Annotated in this window: 18 protein-coding genes and 1 pseudogene; 12 read left to right on the forward strand and 7 right to left on the reverse strand. The window is 39.5% G+C overall.

The genetic code is table 11. The annotated features are described in order from the left end of the window. Positions 1–279: 279 nt before the first annotated feature. Positions 280–2,640: a TonB-dependent receptor gene (locus I6F45_RS17635; protein WP_197161440.1), complete on the reverse strand. Its 2,361-nt coding sequence runs from the start codon at positions 2,638–2,640 to the stop codon at positions 280–282. Between the two features lie 426 nt (positions 2,641–3,066). Between I6F45_RS17635 and I6F45_RS17640 the strand changes: the two genes are divergently transcribed. Both I6F45_RS17640 and I6F45_RS17645 read left to right on the forward strand, forming a co-directional pair. Next, entirely contained in the window at positions 3,067–3,480 is a 414-nt protein-coding gene (locus tag I6F45_RS17640) for a hypothetical protein (RefSeq protein ID WP_165741369.1), read from the forward strand. A 284-nt stretch (positions 3,481–3,764) separates the two neighbouring features. Further along, the gene (locus I6F45_RS17645) at positions 3,765–6,281 is read left to right on the forward strand and encodes a plasma-membrane proton-efflux P-type ATPase (protein WP_197161442.1); all 2,517 of its coding nucleotides are present in this window, start codon (positions 3,765–3,767) and stop codon (positions 6,279–6,281) included. A gap of 117 nt (positions 6,282–6,398) precedes the next feature. Here I6F45_RS17645 and I6F45_RS17650 read toward each other — a convergent pair whose 3' ends face one another. Beyond that, the gene (locus I6F45_RS17650; RefSeq protein ID WP_197161444.1) at positions 6,399–6,824 is read right to left on the reverse strand and encodes a hemerythrin domain-containing protein; all 426 of its coding nucleotides are present in this window, start codon (positions 6,822–6,824) and stop codon (positions 6,399–6,401) included. Between the two features lie 348 nt (positions 6,825–7,172). On the opposite strand from I6F45_RS17650, the gene I6F45_RS17655 reads away from it, so the two are divergent. From I6F45_RS17655 to I6F45_RS17665, 3 genes are read left to right on the forward strand one after another with little or no spacing between them, the layout of a single operon-like run. Beyond that, entirely contained in the window at positions 7,173–7,427 is a 255-nt protein-coding gene (locus I6F45_RS17655; RefSeq protein ID WP_197119647.1) for a hypothetical protein, read from the forward strand. Positions 7,428–7,487: 60 nt separating this feature from the next. Further along, complete coding sequence (locus I6F45_RS17660; protein ID WP_024592905.1) at positions 7,488–7,742, forward strand: hypothetical protein; 255 nt, start codon at positions 7,488–7,490, stop codon at positions 7,740–7,742. 29 nt (positions 7,743–7,771) lie between these two features. Beyond that, a complete protein-coding gene (locus I6F45_RS17665; protein WP_165728967.1) occupies positions 7,772–7,990 on the forward strand; it encodes a DUF6500 family protein in 219 nt (72 codons plus the stop codon). A 36-nt stretch (positions 7,991–8,026) separates the two neighbouring features. Here I6F45_RS17665 and I6F45_RS17670 read toward each other — a convergent pair. Next, positions 8,027–9,947: pseudogene (locus I6F45_RS17670) on the reverse strand (tetratricopeptide repeat-containing diguanylate cyclase). Positions 9,948–10,125: 178 nt separating this feature from the next. Beyond that, positions 10,126–11,781, reverse strand: a complete 1,656-nt coding sequence (locus I6F45_RS17675) for an RluA family pseudouridine synthase (RefSeq protein WP_197161446.1) — start codon at positions 11,779–11,781, stop codon at positions 10,126–10,128. Positions 11,782–12,101: 320 nt separating this feature from the next. On the opposite strand from I6F45_RS17675, the gene poxB reads away from it, so the two are divergent. The 3 genes from poxB (at position 12,102) to I6F45_RS17690 (ending at position 14,925) form a co-directional block, all read left to right on the forward strand. Further along, positions 12,102–13,826: a ubiquinone-dependent pyruvate dehydrogenase gene (gene poxB, locus I6F45_RS17680; protein WP_166377403.1), complete on the forward strand. Its 1,725-nt coding sequence runs from the start codon at positions 12,102–12,104 to the stop codon at positions 13,824–13,826. Positions 13,827–14,024: 198 nt separating this feature from the next. Next, entirely contained in the window at positions 14,025–14,498 is a 474-nt protein-coding gene (locus I6F45_RS17685; RefSeq protein ID WP_165740155.1) for a hypothetical protein, read from the forward strand. A gap of 16 nt (positions 14,499–14,514) precedes the next feature. Next, on the forward strand, positions 14,515–14,925 hold the full coding sequence (locus I6F45_RS17690) for a hypothetical protein (protein WP_165740153.1): 411 nt from the start codon (positions 14,515–14,517) through the stop codon (positions 14,923–14,925). Positions 14,926–15,032: 107 nt separating this feature from the next. Here I6F45_RS17690 and I6F45_RS17695 read toward each other — a convergent pair whose 3' ends face one another. The 3 genes from I6F45_RS17695 to I6F45_RS17705 form a co-directional block, all read right to left on the reverse strand. Continuing rightward, positions 15,033–16,259 (reverse strand): threonine/serine ThrE exporter family protein, encoded by a 1,227-nt coding sequence (locus tag I6F45_RS17695; protein WP_010553647.1) that lies wholly within the window; start codon positions 16,257–16,259, stop codon positions 15,033–15,035. A 116-nt stretch (positions 16,260–16,375) separates the two neighbouring features. After that, complete coding sequence (locus I6F45_RS17700) at positions 16,376–17,605, reverse strand: glycosyltransferase (RefSeq protein ID WP_165740151.1); 1,230 nt, start codon at positions 17,603–17,605, stop codon at positions 16,376–16,378. After that, the gene (locus I6F45_RS17705; RefSeq protein ID WP_010553649.1) at positions 17,602–18,597 is read right to left on the reverse strand and encodes a LacI family DNA-binding transcriptional regulator; all 996 of its coding nucleotides are present in this window, start codon (positions 18,595–18,597) and stop codon (positions 17,602–17,604) included. The genes I6F45_RS17700 and I6F45_RS17705 overlap by 4 nt, the downstream gene beginning before the upstream one ends. 166 nt (positions 18,598–18,763) lie before the next feature. On the opposite strand from I6F45_RS17705, the gene I6F45_RS17710 reads away from it, so the two are divergent. From I6F45_RS17710 to I6F45_RS17725, 4 genes are all read left to right on the forward strand, one after another. After that, positions 18,764–21,226: a S9 family peptidase gene (locus I6F45_RS17710; protein WP_197142322.1), complete on the forward strand. Its 2,463-nt coding sequence runs from the start codon at positions 18,764–18,766 to the stop codon at positions 21,224–21,226. Between the two features lie 71 nt (positions 21,227–21,297). Next, positions 21,298–21,915 carry a LysE family translocator gene (locus I6F45_RS17715; RefSeq protein WP_197142321.1) on the forward strand — a complete coding sequence of 206 codons (618 nt, stop codon included), beginning with the start codon at positions 21,298–21,300 and terminating at the stop codon, positions 21,913–21,915. A 79-nt stretch (positions 21,916–21,994) separates the two neighbouring features. Continuing rightward, positions 21,995–22,267 carry a DUF2798 domain-containing protein gene (locus I6F45_RS17720; protein WP_231609699.1) on the forward strand — a complete coding sequence of 91 codons (273 nt, stop codon included), beginning with the start codon at positions 21,995–21,997 and terminating at the stop codon, positions 22,265–22,267. A 293-nt stretch (positions 22,268–22,560) separates the two neighbouring features. Continuing rightward, positions 22,561–22,749 carry a DUF2798 domain-containing protein gene (locus I6F45_RS17725; protein ID WP_231609700.1) on the forward strand — a complete coding sequence of 63 codons (189 nt, stop codon included), beginning with the start codon at positions 22,561–22,563 and terminating at the stop codon, positions 22,747–22,749. The last annotated feature ends 143 nt before the right edge of the window (positions 22,750–22,892 follow it).

The following is a 22,892-nucleotide window of genomic DNA, read 5'->3' on the forward strand; positions in this document are numbered from 1 at the left end:
TCTTAATTAGGGTCTGTTGATCTTTGTGGATTGAAAATTGTTCAAACTAGATGCAATTTAATCGCGGCGCGAGGTTTGTAACCTAGTGGACTAAGTAAAAACCGAGCAACAAAGAGTTAATTGCATCTAGGCAGAACCCTTAGGGCAGCGCCTGTTTGGCATTAATTCTACGTTATCGCCTATTTATGGGGAGTAACCACACCACATAGGTTCTGCCTTGCTTAAATACCAAACAGACTGCTGCAAATTCAATCTTAAAAGGTCAATAGACCCTAGTCTTTAAAAATTATGCGTAAGGGTTAACTTTGCGTTTATTGGTAACTCAGGAAAAGCTAAAGTTGCACCAAAGTAACCGCCTTCAAATACTGGGCGCCAGTTTTTTTGATTTGTGACGTTATTTACATCTAAACGTAATTTAGTACTAGGCGTAAAAGCATAGCTAGTATTTACGTTTAGTGTGTACTGATCACGAATTTTTACTGTCGCCAAAAAATCTAATGGGTAACTCTTTGTATATAGACCTGAAAAACCCGTTTGCCATTTCGAATTAATTGAATAATTTCCGTTAAAGCTGAACGATTGCTCAGGGATACCCTGTACACGGGTGTTTGAAGGTGCAAAAGCGGTAAAGCTAGGTGCGCCAACACTGGTACCTTCAATAATATCTGGACGTGAGTTGTCAAATGCATCGGCTACTTGAGCTGAATCTTGGCTACTTGCAGAATTATCGTAGCGAGCATCAATATAGCTGTAGCCAGCACTTAGCCAATAAGGGTAAGCATCATAAAATACTTGGCTTTCAAAGCCGGTAGTACGAATGCCGGTATTGCTACCATCGCGATTACGTAAACTACGACGTTGGCTGAATACTGCTCCATCGGCGTACCAATCACTGTCGGTTGGTGCGTATTTTAAACCAAATTCAACTAAAGTATTTTCGGTTGAAAAGTTTTGCGCGCTAATCGTGTTGTCGCCACCAAGAGACGTGCCGCCAGCCATGCTATTTGATGTGGCTTCGTTGTAACTTGCTGCACCATAAGTGGTGTAATCACCGTTTAATCGGTAGTTAAAGCTTATTTGCCCAGAATGTAGCTTATCGTTAATGCTATCGCGAGCTGCAATTTCACCCTCTGGTGCTATTGGGTCGTGCGCGTCTACATCATAAAAATCAATGCGGTAGCCAACACTTGTATGAAACTTATCTGTCCAATCAGAATCTTGCTGAATAGCAAAACCTGTTTGCCATGAACGCGAATCAGTAGTGTCTGATAAGTTAAAGTCGCCACTGCCGTCATTATTAATATCATATTGACCACCAGGGGATACAAATACACCTGGACTAATTTCAATTAAACGCGCTTGTTGTACATCAGTTAAAGGAATGCGGCGGTTTGAAAGTGGGCCAGTTAAATCAATAGGTAAATCGGCTTCTGTTGTAAATTGGCTGTAGCCTAATACGCGGTTATAACGCACATCAAATGCAAAAATTGTTTGCTGATTACTATTCCAAAGGTAGGTAAGCTCGGTACGGTTTTGCGCGGTATCGGCACCATCTATAATTTCAACAAAGCTATTTTGTGCAATTTCTTCGCGTTGTAAGTGCTGAAAATACGTAATGTTTTTTATTGATGCATTGTTTGAAAGTTCACGCTTATAAATGCTGTGTAGTAAATAAGTAGTGGCTTCGTTTTGATTATCAGGATCGGTGAGCACTGTACTGCGATCTATTTTTACTTGCCCAGTTGGTGAGATTATTGAACCTGCTGCCGGTACTGTGCTGCCATTTGCTTGCACGCCTTGGCCGGTAATATAAAGGCCATTATCTATTAGCGCTTGAGTAGGGCGGTTAATACCTGCGTTATCGGTAAATTCAACTTGGTATAACTCAAAGTTAATATCCCAGCTGCTCTTGTCATCGGGTAATACGCGTAATGATGCAAATAAGCTGTCGCTCTTTGTGCCTGAAAAGTCGTAGTAGCTGCCGTTATCTATGTGTTCAGCGCTTACTCTAAAACCTACTTTATCTTTTACAATCGGTGCGCTGTAATCCACTAAAACACTGTACTGATCCCATCGACCTGCAGATACCGTTGCTTTGCCTTTACTTTCGTCAGTTGATGCTTTTTTAGAATGTAAGTTTACAAAACCACCGTTGCGTTGGCTTGAGCCAAATAATACCGGCGGCGCGCCTTTTACCACGTCTATCTGTTCTATAGAGTTGAACGATAAGGGCACACCAAAGCCGTTATTACCGGCTTGGCGGCGTGTGCCATCTTGAAAAAGCTCACCTAATTGCCCACGAATAGTAGGTAAACTGGGTGCCCCAAAACCACTGGCTGAATAGGTATTAGGGCTTACTGCGAGCACGTCTTGTAAAGTCGTAATATTGAGTTGCTCTATTAACTCGCTTGAAATTGGTGTTACTGAACGGGCTATATCTTGTAGGGCTAAGTTGTCGCCAAAAGGGCCGTCTACAGTGGCGTTTTTAACCGAAAGACCTTGAGATTTAATAACTTGGCCTGCCACCTCAATGCGCTCTATTGCGCCATCTTTTGTTGTTTTTGATTCTTCGGCTGCAAAAGCATTAAGTGGTGTATTTAATATGGTGGCTAGGGAAAGTGCTAAATATGCGTGTTTCAAACGTTTTCTCTCTACGGTTAAAATGTTGTTGGCGATAAAGACCGAAAGGATTAAAAATAAATTTCAGTAAAATTTCGATTCTTTTTGTTTTTTAGAACATAACAAAACGGATGCATTATAAAGGTGGTAATTAAGTACTATTGTTTTATTAGTTGGTAAAATATTAATAGAGCGATTGTATTAGAGTGAATGTAAATATTTGCTTTTAATGGGCTTTTTTAATTATAGACTACTTTTCACCTGCTAACATTTTAAAATTGTTAACTTTTACGCAGCATTTTAAAATTCCTAAAATAAGCTTCACTTTTATTACTACAAGGCTTAATTACTTTTTTATTTAAAATAATTAAATTTTTTTGAAATAAAAAATAACTTATACGGTCTAGGTTACTTCAGCGTTTATTAATATTTATTTAAGGAAGTTTTATGACAGGCTCAATCAATTCTGATGTTCAAAACCGTTTACAATGGTCACTTTTATCTTTGCGTTTAGGCGTGTTTATTGTAATGGTTATGTGGACGTTTGATAAATTCGTAAATCCTGGTCATAGCGCACGTATTTTTGAACATTTTTACGGTATTAGTGGCTCATCTGATATTGTTGCTTATGTAATTGGTGCTCTTCAACTTGTTTTAGTGTTGGCATTTTTAGCGGGTATTAAAAAGCGCGTTACTTACGGTATCATTTTTGTAATGCACGGCTTATCTACGCTTTCTTCGTACAATCAGTATATAGACGGTTTTAACAACTTATTATTCTTTACAGCGTGGCCAATGTGGGCAGCGTGTTTTGCACTTTACTTACTACGTGACCAAGACGTTAAGTTTACTGTAAAGTAATCAAAACTAATCGTTATAAGCCGACAGAGCTGTAACTAAAAAGTACACGGGGCTAAGTTATTTACTACTTCGGCCCCGTATATAGCCTTTCGGCAATTCTCCTCGTAACCCAATTTCTTAGTCATCCTTTTAAAATAAATTTTTCATTTTATTTCAGTCTCAATATTGCGTTAGATCAAATTTAATACATTTTTAAGAACAATATCGACTGCTTTAGTTTATGTTGGCTATACGGTTAGTCGGTTTTAAAAATTATTCAACTCAATGTTGTATAGAAGGCTTGCATGAAAAAGGTCAAAATCTCATCAGTACATCAATCACCAAACCGTTCAGCAAATAAATCAACAAACAATCAAAATAGTGATGAATGGAGTAACCTCGATTTAGCACAATTTCAAGAAAAACTAAAAACATCACCCGACGGGTTAAGCCAAATTGACGCAACACAAAGATTGGTACAATACGGGCCTAACGAACTAGTCGAAGAAAAAACAAACTTATTACTCAAATTTTTATCTTACTTTTGGGGGCCAATACCGTGGATGATCGAGGCCGCTATTATTTTATCGGCACTTGCTAAACACTGGGCTGATTTTTTTATTATTTTGGTTTTATTGCTATCTAACGTATTGGTTGGCTTTTGGGAAGAGCATCAAGCGGGTAATGCAATTGCCGCATTAAAAGCAAAATTAGCTAACAAAGCACGCGTTCGCCGCGATACTCAATGGCAAAATTTAAATGCCAGCGAGCTTGTACCAGGTGATGTTATTAGAATGCGGATGGGCGATATAGTGCCTGCAGATGCGCGTTTGCTCGATGGTGATTCAGTAGAAGTAGATCAATCATCACTTACGGGTGAGTCGTTACCGGTTGTAAAGTCGGCGGGTGAAACTGTTTATTCGGGCTCTATTATTCGCCAAGGTGAAATAGAGGCAATAGTATACGCAACCGGCGCTAATACCTTTTTTGGTAAAACAGCACAGTTAGTGCAAGGGGAGCGAACCGCAAGTCATTTTCAGCGTGCAGTGCTTAAAATTGGTAATTATTTAATAATGCTTGCTGCGGCTTTAGTACTGCTTATAGTTATTGTTGCTTTGTTTCGCGATGATCCAATGATCACCACATTACAGTTTGCACTCGTATTAACTGTTGCTGCAATACCAGTTGCAATGCCAACAGTGCTATCAGTTACTATGGCTGTAGGCGCTCGTTTATTGGCTAAAAAGCAAGTGGTTGTAACACGTTTAGCTGCAATTGAAGAGCTAGCGGGTGTTGATATTCTTTGTTCTGATAAAACCGGCACATTGACACAAAACCTATTAACGTTGGGTGACCCGTTTTATATCGAAAACTCAATAAATAAAGGCTCTGCTGAGCAAGTTATATTGTACGCGGCATTAGCATCTCGCTCAGAAAATAACGATCCGATTGACTTAGCAGTATTACAAAGTGTAAAAGCTGAGCAGCATCTAGATTCTTATCATATAGAGCATTTTCAGCCATTTGATCCTGTGAGCAAACGTACTGAAGCAATCGTTAAAAATGATGATGGCAAAACATTTAAAGTGACCAAAGGTGCACCGCAGGTTATTTTAGCTTTGTCGGCTAATATTGAGGCAGTTAAAACTCAAGTTGAGGCATCAATAGATGAATTTGCAGCACGTGGGTTTCGCTCTTTAGCGGTTGCTAAAACAGACGAGCAAGGTAAATGGCAATTTATAGGCGTATTGCCACTTTTTGATCCACCGCGTGAAGAAGCAATACAAACCATTGCCGATGCAAAAGAAATGGGTATGAGTGTTAAAATGGTCACGGGCGACCAAGTAGCCATTGCGCGCGAAACTGCAAGTAAACTGGGTTTAGGGACAAACATTCTTGATGCTAGTGGATTTGGTGCAACTGAGTATCATCAAGCCACACAGTTAGATGATTCTATCGAGAGTGCTGACGGATTCGCACAAGTATTCCCTGAGCATAAATACCATATTATTGATGTGCTTCAGCATAGAGGGCACATTGTTGGCATGACAGGAGATGGCGTAAATGATGCGCCAGCACTTAAAAAAGCTGACTGTGGCATTGCTGTATCGGGTGCTACAGATGCAGCGCGTTCAGCAGCATCAATTGTGTTAATGACCGATGGCTTGTCGGTTATTATTGATGCAGTTAAAGAAAGCCGAAAAATATTTCAACGCATGAACAGTTACGCTATTTACAGGGTTGCTGAAACACTGCGCGTACTACTCTTTATGACAATGGCGATATTAATTTTTAACTTTTATCCGTTAACAGCAGTCATGATTGTAATGCTTGCTTTACTTAACGATGCCGCCATTTTGTCTATTGCATACGACAATGTGCATTATCAAAATAAGCCCGAGACATGGAATATGCGGCTCGTTTTAGGTATTGCATCTGTGCTGGGAATTGTAGGGCCAATTGCAGCCTTTGGTTTATTTTACTTAGGAGATAAAGTATTTGAACTCGACCGTCCTCATCTTCAAACATTAATGTACTTATTACTTTCTGTAGCAGGGCATTTGACTATATTTTTAGCGCGTACCCGAGGTCCATTTTGGTCTATTAAACCGTCTGCTATATTAATGGTCGCCGTATTTGGCACGCAAGTTATAGCAACACTTATTGCTGTTTATGGTGTGTTTATGACCCCACTAGGATGGGGATGGGCACTTGCTGTGTGGGCATATGCTTTGGTGTGGTTTTTTATTAACGATGGTTTAAAGCTAGTGGCGTATCGAATTTTTGATCCGACAGAAGCACCCTTACTAGAGAAGAGTTAGCATATAGGCTTAAAAAAATGGTTATAAGCCAAGTGGCTTATAACCAATAGTACACAAGGGAGTATATATAAGGTGGTTCAATTATTTGTGAGTAAAGTTACTCACAAATAAAAAGTATTAGTGCATTGCATCATTATACTGCTTTGCCAAGCTTTGTTTTTGCCCTTCGGTTAGTGCTTTACCCGCTAATTGAAATACTTCGTGTTCTTCTTCACTTAAATGATGATGTACTAAATGATGCAGTTTTTTAGCTGCAACTAACCATGCAGACGAGCTCATTTCGGTATCTTCAAGTTGTTCAATTAATTCATCAATTTCGTGATGTTCAGCTACGCTGTGGCGCGCTTTTTCATGAGTTAAGTCATCAAACATAAGTGGGTTGTAAAAGTAACGTTCTTCAAACTTTGCGTGATCTTCTAGTTCTGTTTTTAGCTCGTCCATTAGCGTGTGGCGCTGCTCTGTGTCGCCGTGCGTTTGAATAAGCGCATCTACCAATTCTCGTTGTTTGTCATGGTCATGACGTAGTGCTTCAAAAATATTCATAACTAATCCTTTTACAATTTATTTGCTTATATCACTAACTAGCAAACTAAATGCCAAATATTAAGTTGATGTATTTTATTGCTTTTATTTTGATTTTTTATTTTTGGGCTGCTATCACTGTAAATTTTACAGTGATATGAATGCAATAATTTCAGGCTTTTACGTAGTTCAATTATAGAAGTGAGTATAAATCCCTACAGAACCTTACAAATATTTACTGGTTGTTTATTTTATTGCAGTGATAAAGTAGCAACATTATTTAGGTACAATCTATATGTATTACTCCCACATATAATACCAATCGGTATAAATGCAGGTAGCACGTTAACTTAATAGGATAGTTTAAGGATGAACACAAAAAGCCCCATCGCCGCATTATTGCTGTGCGCTTTATTAAGTGCATGTAGTACAGCCCCACGTTCTGACCCTAACTTATGCATTGAAGAGGCCGAAACGGTTGATCGAAATGGCGCTCAAACAAGCTCAGAAGTTTATAATCAATGCATTAGCGCACAAATTAAAAAGGATGAAAAAAACGACACTTTTTTTGATGCTATAGGTACGTTCTTTTTTGAATTTTTTGTAATGGAGGTAGAAAAGTAAATACGGCTAACTTGCAGCTATAGTCTAAAGTAAATAAGTTACGTAAAAATAGGATTAGTTATGAAGCAATTATTGATAGCAATTCCACTTTTTTTATTACTAAGCGCTTGTGCGGCACAGCCTTACGCAGGCTCGGCAAAATGTATGGAACAAGCAGATATTGCATACGAAACCGATACACGTAAAAATGAGATATTAGATAATGAATGCAAAGCTGCAAAAGTAAATACGCCTAATAAAGAGCTTGAGAATCATGGCTTGGTTGATAGAAGCCTTTTACAGCTAATCGTTAGCGTTTTAAATGGCGTATTTTAATAGTAAAAATATAATTAAATAAGGTATGTATGAGGGAAGAACTAAGAGCAAAAATAATTACCGTATGCGATAAAAAAATAGCAGTTAAAGGCGAAAATGTAGGGCTTTCTTTTTATGCATTTTTTGCTAATAAAAACGACGACCCAGCGCTACTTATGGAAGCTGCTACTTGGTGGATACACACCCATAAATTAGATCATTTTGTAAAAGCAAAGACCATCAAAAAAATGATCTTAGATGGGCTTTAGTCAAGTAAATGAGCCAATACTTTTAGCTGTGTTTATTTAATCAACAACGACTTGGTTTCTTCCGTTTTCTTTTGCTTTATAAAGTAATTTATCTGTATGTTTAATAAGAACATCTAGTGTGCTTTTTAAAGGGCCACTTACAGAGGCCCCTGCACTAAAGGTGATTTTTGTATCACTAGGAAAGTCTTCTATATTACTGCAATGCTTGGCGAAGCTAATGGCGAGCTGGTCAAATATATCGCGAATTATTCGTTCATCAACCGTATTTAGTGCAAATAACCATTCTTCGCCGCCGTAACGACCAAACTGATGATCATTACATAGTGTTTCTTTTGCAGCTTTTGCAAAGGCAATAAGAACTAAATCTCCAACATCGTGACCAAAATGGTCGTTAACTTTTTTAAAGTAGTCTAAGTCAACAATTGCTATCGTCATTTTACCTTCACCAAGCTTTGCTTCTGCTGCGCGCATTATTCCTCTGCGATTAGGGCAATTTGTTAGATAATCTGTTAATGAAATATCGTAATATTTTTGACGTTGTCGGGCTTGCCGATAAAATAAAAATAATGAAGCAATCACTAAAATAAATGCAATAGCAGCGCTGAGTCGCCAAATTATTTTTTGTTGGTACTCTTCTTTAGCTTGTAGTTCACTAATGTCTTTTGCGTACTCTAGTTGCTGTATTTTTTCTTCTTTTTCTTTTACTTCAAACTGCACCTGTAGTGTTTTTATATTATTTTCACTAGTTGCTTCGTAGTGTTTTTTTGTATAAAGGAGCTTTTGTTCAATTGCTTCAAAAGCCTCGTCAGTGTAGTTAAGGCGTCGCTTTAGCTCATAGCGTTTACTTAAAAAATCGGCTTTATAAATACTGCGGCTGAATTTATCTAATTTTAAAAACACCTCATCGTTTGCTTCATTTGCTCTCTCGATTAAATCTTGTTTTATATATATGTCAGCTAACAAAATGAGCGATGCGAGTTGCATGTCGTATACACCTGCAGAACGAGCAAGCTCAATGTTTTCTTTAGTTAAAGTTAAAGCTTTATCGTAGTTTGCTTGTAAGTACTCAATATTGGCAATTGAGTACTGAGCAAAGGTTAAGCCTTTTTGCATATTAACTTTTTTAAAATAGAGCAATGCTTTATCTAGGTATATTAAGGCATCTTTAGGTTTTTCTACTTCAAGCAATACATTGCCTAAGCTCCAGTATGCTTTTGCAGTAAAAAGCCCATCTTGTGTTTGCTCATAGGCCGCAACCGCTTTTTTTGCATAATATATGGCTTTGTCTTTTTCGTTTAGATAATTATATGCATCGGCTATTTTTCTAAAAAAGTACCCTTGAGATGCTGAATCGTCATCTTTTAATGCTAATTCTAGCCCCTCTAGTGCAACATTTAGGGTCTTTTTCAATGCATCTGTATCGGTGTAATAGTAAGCAAGTGCTCGTAAAATAATGATTTTTTCTTTAGTTGAATGCTGTTGCAAGCTCTCTTCTAATTTGGTGGCTAGCGTGTGTGCTGGAGTTGGGTTCGCCTCCCTTGCTAGAGACTTGAGTTGTGATTCGAGAAATAAATAAATATACACTTTTTCGATTTGGTAACTCTTTGTTCTTTAAGTAATAGGATAAGTGTGTGTTTAACGCTTCGTATTTTTCTTGTCTAAAAAGTAACTCCGCATACAAAGCGGCCGCTTCTAGATGAAGTTTTTTCCAATTTTGCTCTTTGCTTATTTTAAACGCTTGAGTGAGCTTGTCTTCATTTTGAAGATAGTCTAATTCATTTAGTTTTATGTTATTGATCAGGACTTGAGTCGTGTCAAAGTCTAGTGCGTGTAAAGTTGCACTTAATGAGTCGCCGTTAGCTGAGGAAAGCTTACTTAAAAGTAAAAATAAAATGAGAACAATATACTTAGCCCACAAAGTGTTACCTAAAACCTTTATTTGTGTATTGTTAGTCATGTTAATCCTTTGCTGACTTATTTTTATTATTGAAGTACTTATTAACATTACTTAATAAACTTGGGTTTGTACCGTTTTTTTATACTCATCATTGAATAGAAAGACCATAAACGATATCAATTTAATTAATAAAAACCAACACATTGTATAATATAGTGGTTGTAGCTATGTGTTTTTATTAAAAATCTGCGGCTACTTCAAACTCTAATCGTTTATCCGTAATTGGGTGAGTAAATGCTAAGTATTCTGCATGTAAATGTAATCTATCGGCTTTTTGTCCGTAATGTGTGTCGCCTATAATTGGCATGTTTAAACCTAAACTGTGCGCGCAATGTACTCTTAATTGATGAGTTCGCCCTGTTTTAGGGTATAACTGTAATCGGGTAATATTGTTATTACGCTCTAAAACCTGCCAGGTAGTAAGTGAAGGTTTTCCGTGTTTGTAACACACCATTTGGCGCGGTTTATCATCAAAGTCGAGCACTAAGGGTAAATCAATTACTCCGCTATCCTCAGCTACGTTACCATTAACTAATGCGACATAACGTTTATCTATGGTGCGTTCAATAAACTGCTTTTGCAGCGCTTTGTGCACGCGTTTATTAAGTGCAATCATCAATAAGCCGGAGGTCGACATATCTAATCTGTGCACAATTAGCGGGCCTGAAGCCTCTGGAAATTGCGTTTTTATGCGCATATAAACTGAGTCTTCAATATTTACGCCAGGTACTGATAAAAACTCAGCAGGCTTATTTACCACAAGTAAGTCGTCATCTTTATAAACAATACTTAAATCTTTACCCTGAGCTGGGTTGATAAGTAGCGGGTTATCTTCAACATCTAAACCCTTTAGCATGTGCCCAAGTATTGGTTGGCATTTACTATAACAAGAAGGGTAGTAGTTTTTATGCTGCCTAATTGCTGATTTTGGCGCAGCTCCCCACCAAAATTCAGCCATAGCAAGTGGCTTTAAGTCATGTTTATAGGCGTATTGTAATAATTTAGGCGCTGCACAATCGCCAGCCCCCGAAGGAGGAGTGTGCTCAGGTAATGCTGCAAATATGGCATTTAAGTCTGTAGTTTCACCATTTGCATTTAAAAATTTGTACTGCGCAAACAACTTTTTTTGTAAGCTTTTAGAAAGCGTTTTACGGCGCTTTTTTAAATGAGCAATTTCATCAGAAATATTGATGTGTGTTTGCTGCAGTGACTCGATTATATTTTGCCAATAGGCTTTAAGTGCCAGCAGTTGCTTTTTTTCTACAATACTTTGCCCTGCAAGCTTATTTTTTAACTGCTCAAAATCACTTTCGCTAAGCTCTAATTCGCCTTCGGTACGTTGTATTTTTCGTTGCTGGCGACCGGCTTGCATTACTGCCTGTTGGGCTAATAGTGCTTGCTGGTAACTCTGTGTTGCATCATCAAGTTTGCTATTAACTTCATGCAGTTGTTCACTATTTTCTAACTGCTCAATTTGAGCATTAATATCGTTAATTATTTTACTTTGAGCCAAATAGCTATCGTCTTGCAGCTGCATGCTAGAAACAGGCGGCACAAAGCTAATATTACCTTTATCACCTTCAATTTGCCCCGAATAAGCACTTAAAAAGCCTAATTGTTGCTTAGCATTTTGCACCACTAAAACCCCAAACATTTTACCTGCATTTTCTGCTTTTAAATGCGTTAACGTTTCAAGTTGTTGCTGTAATTGTTTTGTGGCTGCTACAGCTAAAGGTTGCGGCTCGTAATAAAAAGGGAAAGTAAACTTTTCAGGAAGCGCGAGAGAATCAATATTTTGAGAAAATAATGTAAAGCACAAAGCAGAATTTGACATAGAAGTAAGAGAAAAGCATTCAGTAAAATAATTGAGCGCATAATAACATATTCATAGTTAAGCCACTAAAAATCTCGCACCCGCATATTCATAAACACTTTAAAGCGGACATTCATGTTTTATGTATCAGTATGGGGGGCAGTAAACCTAGGAGTATCGTTTGTTAGTAAAGTCTCAGTAGTAATATATCTATCATTATCAAAATACCTAAGCTTATCGATTCTCAATAATTGAGCGCATTTCGAAACGATGACTTACTTGATAGATCAGAGGCAAAAAATCAATTTACAGAATAACTTAATATTTAGGAGTTCTATATTATGAGTCAAAGTATCGCAAGTTTTATTACTAAAACCCTCGAACAAGCGGGCGTAAAGCGCATTTGGGGAGTAACTGGCGATTCACTTAACGGCATTAGTGAAAGCCTGCGAAAAATGGGAACAATTGAATGGCTAGGCACACGTCATGAAGAAGTAGCAGCATTTGCAGCTGGCGGCGAAGCGCATTTATCAGGCGAGCTTGCGGTGTGTGCGGGTTCTTGCGGGCCAGGTAATCTTCATTTAATTAACGGCTTATTTGATTGTCAGCGTAATAATGTACCGGTATTAGCTATTGCCGCACACATTCCTTCATCTGAAATTGGCAGTAGTTATTTTCAAGAAACCCATCCGCAAGAATTATTTAAAGAATGCAGTGTGTATTGTGAAATGGTTTCGAGCCCCGAGCAAATGCCGTACCTGCTAGAAACCGCAATGCGACAAGCAATATTAAACAAAGGCGTGAGTGTACTTGTGCTACCTGGCGACATTGCATTAAAAGATATGCCTAAAGCTATCAAGCCAAAATGGAACGTGCCAAAACCAGCAACGTATACCCCCGCTTTATCTGATATTGAAGCAATGGCGACTCATCTTAATAAAAGTAAAAAAGTAACCTTATTGTGTGGTGCTGGTTGTAAGGATGCCCACGACGAAATTGTTGCGCTAGCCGAAAAATTACAAGCGCCAATTGTGCATGCTATGCGTGGTAAAGAGTTTATTGAATACGATAACCCTTATGATGTTGGTATGACTGGATTTATTGGCTTTGCGTCGGGCTATCATGCAATGCAAGAAGCCGATACGTTATTAATGATTGGTACTAGTTTTCCTTATCGTGCTTTTTATCCTGAAAATACCACCATATTGCAAATTGATAATCAGGCTGCGTCACTCGGGCGACACGTGCAAATTGACTGTGGCGTGTTAGGGGATACTAAAAATTCAGTGACCACATTGCTTGATTATATTAAAGGTGAGCGGACAAGTTCGCACTTACAAAAATGTGTTAAAAACTACAAAGAGTCTCGACAAGATCTCGATGAACTAGCCAGTGGAAAAACCTCGCAAAATTTAATTCACCCGCAATACCTAACGCGTTTACTCAACGAGCAAGCGGCTGACGATGCTGTTTTTACTTGTGATGTAGGTACGCCAACAGTGTGGGCTGCGCGTTATTTATCAATGAATGGTAAGCGTCGCTTAATTGGCTCGTTTAATCATGGCTCTATGGCAAATGCGATGTCGCAGGCAATGGGGGTTCAATCTGTTGATAGAGACCGCCAAGTAATTGCAATGTGTGGTGATGGTGGCTTTTCGATGTTAATGGGCGATTTGATCTCGCTTAAGCAGCTTAATTTACCAATAAAGATTATTGTTTATAATAATCGCTCACTTAGTTTTGTGGCTATGGAAATGAAAGCCAGTGGGTTTTTATCAAGCGATACTGATTTAGAAAACCCAAGTTTTGCTAAAATTGCAGAGGCCTGTGGATTAAAAGGGATTCATGTGGACGACCCTGAAAAATTACCATCGGCAATGAACGAAATGATGAATCACTCAGGACCTGTTGTTTTAGAAGTCGATACCGCGAAACAAGAGCTTTCAATGCCACCGCAAATCAAATTAGAGCAAGCAAAAGGCTTTAGCGTTTACATGATGAAGGCGTTGATAAACGGCAAAGGAAACGAAATTGTAGAGCTTGCTAAAACTAACTGGTCACGCTAGTTAAGTTACTTCCCTGTTGAGTATTTTTGCTCAATAGGGAAGTGCCAAAGTAATAATCCCCACTGTCATTCTCGACCATTAATAAGTGATGGTTGTTTGTAAGTAATTGAACAAAAATAAAAAATCATATATGGTTTATCATTAAATTAATAAAAATACGCATAAAATGCCTCTGCTTCATAGAGGAGCGGAGCAATAATGAAATGGAAATCGGTTTTACTGTCGCTTGCTGTTTTATGGCTTATTCAAGCTCAGCAAAGCAGTTTACGCACCAGTGAATACGCAAATATAATTTCTGATTTAGATAAGGTTAATTCACTTGGCGAATGTGAGGTTTCGACCGAAATTGCAAGAGAGTGGCCATTATCTTGGGCTATAAGCGGCGCAGAAATTACCGTTAAGAACAAAAATACGTTGTTGACAGCAACAACCAGTAAGTTTAATAAACCAGATCGTAAATTTCTTAGTACACATAATACTCACTACCACTTTACGTGGACTGAAACCAAAAACAACACTATGTTTGCGTCATACATGGACGTAGAAATAGAACCCGCAGGTAAAGTTGCAGGCCTTATAATAGGCAATTGCTCTGACTACCCCGAAGGTCCAAAATTAATAGGGTATTTAGAGCGTTGTAATAGTGTTGTAGAGTCAATTAAGTGTTCGTAAAAGTAGGTATAGAGCGTTGATTAAAATTGAAGACTTTTCTTTAGCATGGCGATGGATTAGCGCATCCCATGGTGATTTTTCTAAAGATACATTAAACAAACTTATTCCGTTGAGTGAAGAGCAAGCAAGAGCATTAATTGCCGCCACACCCATTAACTTTCCGGTTGGCGCAAAAAGATTCGACTCCACAGAAGGAAGTGAATTAACACGGCAATGGTTAAAGGGCTTAGTAAATGATTCGCAAACAATAACAATTTGCTGGGATCAAGAAACAGCACTTACATTACCTTGGCTAATTTTTTGTGATCACTGGGATGATTTTTGCTATCCATCAAGTGATGATATAAATTTTTATTTAGAAAGCGGCGAACTGTTTTTACGCTGGAATCATTATGAGGTTTTTGAGTTTGACTCAAGTGCAATGTAATGAGCTAAAACACTTAGCATTGGTATAAATTGCTACTTGGCAGTTGTTTTTAGCTTAACGATTTACTCGCTTTACTCAATCAAAGTAAAGCGAGTGCTCAGTATAATTTACAAACTCTTTTTAGGCGGAAGAGCTACGTTTGCAAATATTAGTCCTGCAACAAGCGACATAAATATTAAAAACGTTTGTTGGCCTATGTGCTCTGCATATACAAAGTCTTGGCCTTCAATAAGTGAGTTTAAGCCAATATACGTTTTGCTTCCTGGTACTAATACAATTAAGCCTTGCATGGCAACAATAGAGGCCGGCGCATTAGCAACGCGGTTAAACAAGTTACTAAATATACCCACCGATAAAGCACCTACAAACGTACCTAACGTGTAATCAAGGTACATAGCCGAGCCAATACTGGTGCCGTACGCTATAAAGCCTGATGCAATAGACCAAACTGCGTGTTTAAGTTTGGTTCTAAAAATAACGATTAGGCTGCTACAAAGTAAAAATATAGCCAGCCATGCGGTCCACTTTGGTAATGGCTCAGGTTGTACAAAATCGGCTTGCCCAAAAAGTGCAAAGCCAATACCTATGCCAATAAAACCGCCAAAATACAATTTAAAGAGCAGCATAAACGAGTCCATGACTCGCGCAGTACCTGACACTAAATGCCGTGCTGCCAGCTCAGCTAAACCAAGCGCAAGTGCTAAACCGGGTATAAACACAATAATGGCCGAAAGTACCACCAAGCGTATATTTATCTCAGGTGTTATATACACACTTACTGCACAGGCAAGTATGGCTGATATTATGGCCACTAATGGCTCAAGCATATGTGCTACGCGTTTTGAGCGCCCAGACCAAAGCACAAACACATAAACAACTAAAGTAAGTAGCGATGACCAAATAACATCAGTCCAGCTAGTACCCATTAACATTGCAAACGCACCACCAGAAGTTGCAAACGCAACGCCCGTAACAAGTTTATTGTATGGGTTTGGCATTACAAAAATAGCGTCTAGTTGCGCATCAACTTCTTGTAAACTTAGCTTGTCGTCAAGCATTTGGTTTACAAGGTCGTCGGTGTCGGCAAGTGAGCCTAAATCGTGATCGCCAGGGTCTACACGTGCAACGTGGGTGTACTCGTCTTCGTGGCCATCGGTCCAAATAACAAACGTTACAGAGGTTGGCGACATAACAAACGACGATTTAAGTCCTAAGTATGTAGCCACTTCCATTAGGTGGGCTTCTAGGCGGTAAGCAGGCGTACCATACTTGTGAAGCATTTTACCCAATTTAACGATAAATTTGCGTTTTTCTGTAAAGGTTGCAGTTTTCAAATCTTTTTGGACCAAATATTGCGATAACTAAGCTAAAAATATAGACAATACAGCTAAAAATGCCCACGTTCGATGGGCGCGATTTTAAACACTAATTGGTGTGTGTCTAGTCATTTTTAATCTAATTTTTTATTTTTTTCGGCTATCCATTGCGACATGTATTGAGTGCTGCGCATTGTATGATGTTTGAGCATTTGGCCTGTGAAGTTTTTTTCGCGATGAGCGTTTAAATCACTACTTATTGAATCGACTTTTTGAATTAAAGCTGCGCTCAATTGTGCTTTATCGTACAGCGTATTAAGGAGCGTGTTGCCATCTTGCTGCGCTTGTTCAAAGTCACTTTGATTGGTGTACATTTCAATGGCAGCATTGGCAAAGTCATCGGCGGTGTTGGCTATTTTACCCGGCCATGATAAATCGTTATGCATGCCTTCTGCGCCAATATTGGTGGTAACGCTGGGTGTTTGCATAATCATGGCTTCAAGCAATTTACCTTTAATGCCTGCACCAAAACGCAGTGGTGCTAAACATACGCGTGCGCTTTGCATTACATCAAACGCATTATCGGCCCAACCTTTTATTAAAAACCCTGTTTTAGGGTTATTTAGTGCCGTGGCTTTTGGTGGTGGGTAAGAGCCATAAATATGTAGTTCTGCTTTTGGTAGCTGCTTGCGAATAAGTGGCCATATTTTTTGTAGGTAAAGTACAGCATCCCAGTTTGGCGCGTGTCTAAAGTTACCTATGGTCATAAAGTGCTGGCGCTGCTCAAACGTTTTTGTACTTGTAGGCAGTGAGCTTAAATCAACCATAAACGGTAAATGGTGTAATAGGCTTGGCTCTATTTTAAATACGCTGTTTAGCAGGCTCATTTCATAACTTGAAATAATTAAGCTCAGGTCGCAGCGTAAAATAGCGGCAATTTCGCGTTTTGCTATGTCTGAGTGTAAATCGCTGGTTGTAAACTCACGCTCACCTTTAAACGCTTCGTGGCGAGCGTTACGCAGACATTGTAAATCTTCGGTATCTAAAATTTTAATTGCGTGTGGGCAATGTTTATCGACGCGCCAGCCAAATTGTTCTTCCATCATAAAACGGTCAAACATGACTATATCTGGATTATAGGCTTTAACGTATTCGTCAAAGCTGTCGCAGTTTAGTGCAATGCTTTGACTGGTTATACCGAAGTCGTCAAGATTTACCATGTGATCGGTGCGCTGCGCGGGCGTTGCAAATTCAACGTCCCAGTTTTGCGCTCTAAATGCATTTAATAACGACATCATGTGCGTTCCCGCAGCAGACGAATTTGGCTCTGGCCATACGTAGCCAATTACCAGCACTTTTTTCATTGGCTAGAATCTCTAATTTGTAAGTTTACATTTACCAGTGTTTTTACTGGCGGGGCTGTATTTTGTAGTAGCTCTTGTAGTATTAAAAGGCACCGCTTGGCTATATCAGTTGTACTTATAGCCACAGTGGTTAAGTGATCATTTATAACCGCGCTATTAGGAATATGGTGGCAGCTCACCACTTTAATACAGTGATGTGTTAATGAGTTAATAGCAGCAATAACACCTTGAGCAATAATATCGTTTGCACACACCACAGCGTTTAATGTGGGGTTGTGTTTATATGCTTCTATAAATGCATTTTTAGCGCTAAGGGCTGTGTTTACTGCGCAGTGAATGGGTGCTAATGGTGTAATGCTGTGCTGCGCGCAAGCGGTATTAAAGCCACTTTGTAGTGCTTGTGAATCACTTAAAGTAAGTTCACTGCCTATAAATGCAATGTTTGTCACGCCTTGTGAGAGCAAATGCATACTGGCTACGTGGCTGGCTTTTTTATAGTCGGGTAATACACAAGGAGCTGCGCTAAAAGGCACTTCGCTCATTACGGTAATTACTTTGTGTTGCGCGCTGAGCGTATCAAGCCATTTGGGGCAAGTACTAGCAACGGGGCAAATAATAAATGCAGCAGCGTTGTATTCTTTTAAGTTTTTAACTGCGTTTGCTTGTAGTTCAAGACTATTATTACTGCTTACAATCATGGCTTGTAAGCCATTGTCGTTTAACAAAAGTTGTAGGCTGGTAGCAAGGTGTGCCATAGCTGGGTTAGTTAAATCGTTTATTACTATGGCCACTAAATTTGAGCGTTTTGAGCGCATAGCAGCGGCATCACGATTATAAACGTATCCTAGCTCATCAATCGCTTTGAGTATTTTTTGTTTACTTTTATTGCCCACTTTATCGCTTTGGGTAAGCACCAAGGATACGGTTGATTTTGATACACCAGCACGCTCTGCAACATCAAAAATAGTGACTGATTTGGCTTTGTTATGCATTGTATTTTAAGTACCGCAGTGGTGAATAAATAGCGCTGTAGTTTAGCTTAATCAGCACTATTAAGTCATCTTTTAGAGGTGTTTAACTTACCTTAATACTTTATGAACAAAGCAAAACGTGTTTATATACGCCTATAAGAGTAAAAAATAACAAAAGGATAAAAACATGAGCGCTTTTAGGCTGTTAGTTGCCTTTATTTGTTGTGCGGCATTAGTACCAACAAGTTACGCCGAGCAGGGCTATCAAACCCCATCACCTGAACTTGCAGCATTGGTTGACGCTAAGTTAGCACCCACTAGTTACTTATCGAGCGATGGCCAGTGGCTAGCGCTTTTTGAACGCAAACGTGTAGTAACCCTTGATGAACTTGCAAAAGAAGAGCTTAAGCTTGCTGGTATTAAGCTAAATCCCGCTAATTTTTCGCGCTCTCGTGTGAGTGCCAAATTTAGCGCTGTGGAGCTAAAGCATGTTCAAAGCGGGTCGGTTATTAGTATTAATAACTTACCTAATGGCATTATTCGCTCACCTAAATGGTCATCTAATAGTAAATATTTAGCCTTTGTTGTTGAGCAACCAACCCAAGCCAACTTATGGCTTTACAGCGTTGAAACCAAACAAGCAAAAGAGCTTTCAAGCGCTGCATTAAATTCGGTATTAACATCATCACCTTATAAATGGCTACCAGATAGCAGCGCCATAGTTGCAAACCTCGCTGTTAATTTTGGCAAGCCTAGGCTTGAAAATAACAGCCAAAGTGTAGTGCCAGTTATTCAACAAAGTACCGGCGAAAAAGCACCAGCACGTACTTACCAAAATTTATTAACAAGCCCGTTTGATGAAGCGCAATTTAAGTTTTACGGCCAAGGGCAATTAGCTTACGTAACACTTGATGGCAATACACAAGCAATAGGTAGCCCTTCTTTATTTAAATCGTTTTCGGTGTCACCTGATTCTACCAATATTTTAGTAGCCGGTATTAATGAGCCGTTTTCGTATCAAGTGCCTTACAGCCGATTTGCAAGCACATGGCAAATATGGGGCATGCGCGGCTATGCATTAGCAGAGCTGGCAAAACAGCCACTTGCCGATAATATTCCGCAAGGTTATGACAGTGTACGCACTGGCCGCCGAGACTTTAAATGGCGAGCCGATCAAGGCGCTGAAGTTATTTGGGCCGAGGCGCAAGATGGCGGCGACATGAAAACCGACGTTGAGCACCATGATTATATTTACAGCTTACGTGCACCTTTTAAACGCGAGCCTAAATTATTTGCCAAAGTAGAACGCCGTTACTCTGGTATTGAGTGGGGCAACGAAAACGTAGCCATGCTGACAGACTGGCGCTTTAGCGATCGCCAAGTTCGTACTTACATAGTGCAACCACGAGATGCCGACAGAAACCGCGTTTTATTTTCAGAGCGTAGTTATAACGATGCGTATAAAGACCCTGGTAATGCAATTTACGAGCGCAACGATTTAGGCGCGAACGTTATTAAAATTGTAGGTGGGCGTTATATTTACCTGCGTGGTAATGGCGCATCAGAGCAAGGCAATGTACCGTTTTTAGATAGGTACGATGTTAAAACAAATAGCAGCAAGCGATTATGGCAATCAGAAGCACCATATTACGAACGTGTACGTGCACTGCTTGACGACGAAGGTGAGCGATTTATTACTATTCGTGAATCTAAAACTGAGCAACCTAACTTTTTTATACGCGATTTAGGCAACGACACGCTAACACAGCTAACTACATTTGCTCACCCGTACCCTGCATTTAAAGGCGTAACTAAAGAGCAATTACGTTATAAACGCGACGACGGTGTTGAGCTTTCAGGCACGCTTTATTTACCACCAGGGTACGATAAAACACAAGGCCCGTTACCTGTACTTATGTGGGCTTACCCACTTGAATACAAAGATAAAGCCGTAGCATCGCAAGTACGCGAATCGCCTTATGCATTTACCTACATTGGCTATTGGGGCCCAATGCCTTACCTTGCCAAAGGGATTGCCGTGTTTGACGACCCTAAAATGCCAATTGTAGGTATTGATGGCAGCGAGCCAAACGATAACTTTAGAAAGCAGTTAGTATCAAGCGCGCAAGCCGCTGTTGATGTATTAGTTAAAAAAGGCATTGCTGATAAAAATAAAATAGCCATAGCAGGGCACTCATACGGTGCATTTATGGTTGCTAACTTGTTGGCTCACACTGATTTATTTAAAACGGGTATTGCCCGCAGCGGCGCGTATAACCGCACATTAACGCCGTTTGGTTTTCAAGGAGAAGAGCGTGATTTTTGGCAAGCACAAAGCGTGTACGCTAATATGTCGCCGTTTTTCCATGCTGAAAAAATTAACGAGCCAATGCTGATGATCCACGGTCAAGAGGATCCTAATTCGGGAACTTTCCCAATGCAAAGCGAGCGCATGTACGCTGCACTTAAAGGGCTAGGTAAAGACGTGCGTTTAGTAATGCTCCCTTATGAAGCACATGGTTACCGTGCGCGTAAAAGCTTGTTACATGTATTGTGGGAACAAGAACAGTGGTTAGATAAGTATTTGCTAAATGATACAGCAGAGCCAGTAGAGGTTATTACTGAACCCGTGATAAGTGTTGGGCAATAGTAATAAACATGAGTAAGTAACAGCGCGGCTACTTATAGCCGCGTTTTTGCTTTTAATATGAGAGTAAATTAATGATTGATGTAGCAGCACTTGCGGTTTTTATTCCTACGTTCTTTTTTGTGTCGATAACGCCTGGTATGTGTATGACCCTTGCCATGACACTCGGTATGAGCATTGGCGTGCGCCGCACATTATGGATGATGATAGGCGAGCTGTTAGGCGTAGCAACCGTTGCTATAGCTGCGGTATTAGGCGTTGCAAGCATCATGCTAAATTACCCAGATGCGTTCGCTATTTTAAAGTGGGTAGGCGGTGCGTACTTAATTTATATTGGCGTTAACATGTGGCGAGCCAAAGGCAAAATGTCGGTCGATACCTCAAAACCAAGTGACGTAAGTCGGAAGTCGTTATTTACGCAAGGTTTTGTAACCGCAATTGCTAACCCTAAAGGGTGGGCGTTTATGATCTCGTTATTACCGCCGTTTATTAGTGTTGAGCATGCTGTAGCCCCTCAGCTTTTAGTATTACTTGGCGTTATAATGACCACCGAGTTTTTAAGCATGTTGGCTTATGCAACAGGTGGCAAAAGCCTACGTTTATTTTTAGCCCGTGGCGATAATATTAAATGGATGAACCGAATAGCGGGCAGCTTAATGGTACTTGTAGGTATATGGTTGGCGATTGGGTAAAATAAATAATGGTTGATATTGTCAATTAATTTGATATAGTAGACTTTATCATCTAATTTAAAGTCTAAGGTATGCCTAAATGAGTACTCCTGTAACCGTAAATCCAGCACTAGTTGAGCCTAAAAAAACGCCTCTTATTTATAAGATACTGGTAATAATGAGTGTTATTACTTTAATTGGCGGGAGCTTAACAGGCGTGATGACCTATGTGAATGTGGGGATTACAGAACATTTTTATGCAGACTGGTTTACCTCGTTTATAAGTGCGGTATTAGTTATGGCACCTATTGGTTTTGTAATGATGACCTTAATGCATAAGCTAGTTGCTAAGTTATTACTTAGGGCGTATTGACCTTTGGTGGTTGAATTTGCAGCAGTGTGTTTGGTTTTTAGGCAAGGCAGAGCCTATGTAGTGTGGTTATTCCCCATAAATAGGCGATAACGCAGCATAAATACCAAACATGCGCTGCCCGAAGGGTTCTTTCTAGGGACTATTAACTCTTTGTTGCTCGGTTTTTACTTAGCCCACTAGGTTACAAACCTCGCGCCGTGATTTAATCGCCCCTAGATTGAACAAATTTCAATCCACAAAGATAAACACGCCCTAGCAGTGAGTTAAAACGTAATTTAGTGATTAGTGTTTTTATGGCGTTGATAATGGAGTCGGTGATGGCGTTTGTTACTGCTACTAACAATATCGGCTATGCAGATATGCGTGTATTTGTAACTGGATGGACTGAAGGGTTATTAGCCGCATTACCAATAGGTTTAACTATAATGCTGATAATGTCGGTTACAGTAAAACCTAAAATAGAACGTTTTTTAAAAAGCTAATAACAAAAAAGAGCCATTGGCTTAATGCCAGTCAGTTAAGCTGACTGGCATTTTTCTTTTTATGGGGATACTTAGATGGTTTTGGCTTAACCCATCGGGGATATCTTCTATCCTCTCGTCTAGCTGGAAGCTTAAATAAGACC

The organism is Pseudoalteromonas sp. SWYJZ19 (assembly GCF_015864375.1).
Classification (GTDB): domain Bacteria; phylum Pseudomonadota; class Gammaproteobacteria; order Enterobacterales; family Alteromonadaceae; genus Pseudoalteromonas; species Pseudoalteromonas arctica.

Coding starts and splice junctions, on each gene's coding strand:
- I6F45_RS17650 (WP_197161444.1), bottom strand. CDS start 6,824: ATGAATATTTTTGAAGCACTACGTCATGACCATGACAAACAACGAGAA.
- I6F45_RS17655 (WP_197119647.1), top strand. CDS start 7,173: ATGAACACAAAAAGCCCCATCGCCGCATTATTGCTGTGCGCTTTATTA.
- I6F45_RS17720 (WP_231609699.1), top strand. CDS start 21,995: ATGAGTACTCCTGTAACCGTAAATCCAGCACTAGTTGAGCCTAAAAAA.
- I6F45_RS17645 (WP_197161442.1), top strand. CDS start 3,765: ATGAAAAAGGTCAAAATCTCATCAGTACATCAATCACCAAACCGTTCA.
- I6F45_RS17640 (WP_165741369.1), top strand. CDS start 3,067: ATGACAGGCTCAATCAATTCTGATGTTCAAAACCGTTTACAATGGTCA.
- I6F45_RS17705 (WP_010553649.1), bottom strand. CDS start 18,597: ATGCATAACAAAGCCAAATCAGTCACTATTTTTGATGTTGCAGAGCGT.
- I6F45_RS17725 (WP_231609700.1), top strand. CDS start 22,561: ATGGCGTTGATAATGGAGTCGGTGATGGCGTTTGTTACTGCTACTAAC.
- I6F45_RS17685 (WP_165740155.1), top strand. CDS start 14,025: ATGAAATGGAAATCGGTTTTACTGTCGCTTGCTGTTTTATGGCTTATT.
- I6F45_RS17715 (WP_197142321.1), top strand. CDS start 21,298: ATGATTGATGTAGCAGCACTTGCGGTTTTTATTCCTACGTTCTTTTTT.
- I6F45_RS17660 (WP_024592905.1), top strand. CDS start 7,488: ATGAAGCAATTATTGATAGCAATTCCACTTTTTTTATTACTAAGCGCT.
- I6F45_RS17700 (WP_165740151.1), bottom strand. CDS start 17,605: ATGAAAAAAGTGCTGGTAATTGGCTACGTATGGCCAGAGCCAAATTCG.
- I6F45_RS17665 (WP_165728967.1), top strand. CDS start 7,772: ATGAGGGAAGAACTAAGAGCAAAAATAATTACCGTATGCGATAAAAAA.
- I6F45_RS17710 (WP_197142322.1), top strand. CDS start 18,764: ATGAGCGCTTTTAGGCTGTTAGTTGCCTTTATTTGTTGTGCGGCATTA.
- I6F45_RS17675 (WP_197161446.1), bottom strand. CDS start 11,781: ATGTCAAATTCTGCTTTGTGCTTTACATTATTTTCTCAAAATATTGAT.
- poxB (WP_166377403.1), top strand. CDS start 12,102: ATGAGTCAAAGTATCGCAAGTTTTATTACTAAAACCCTCGAACAAGCG.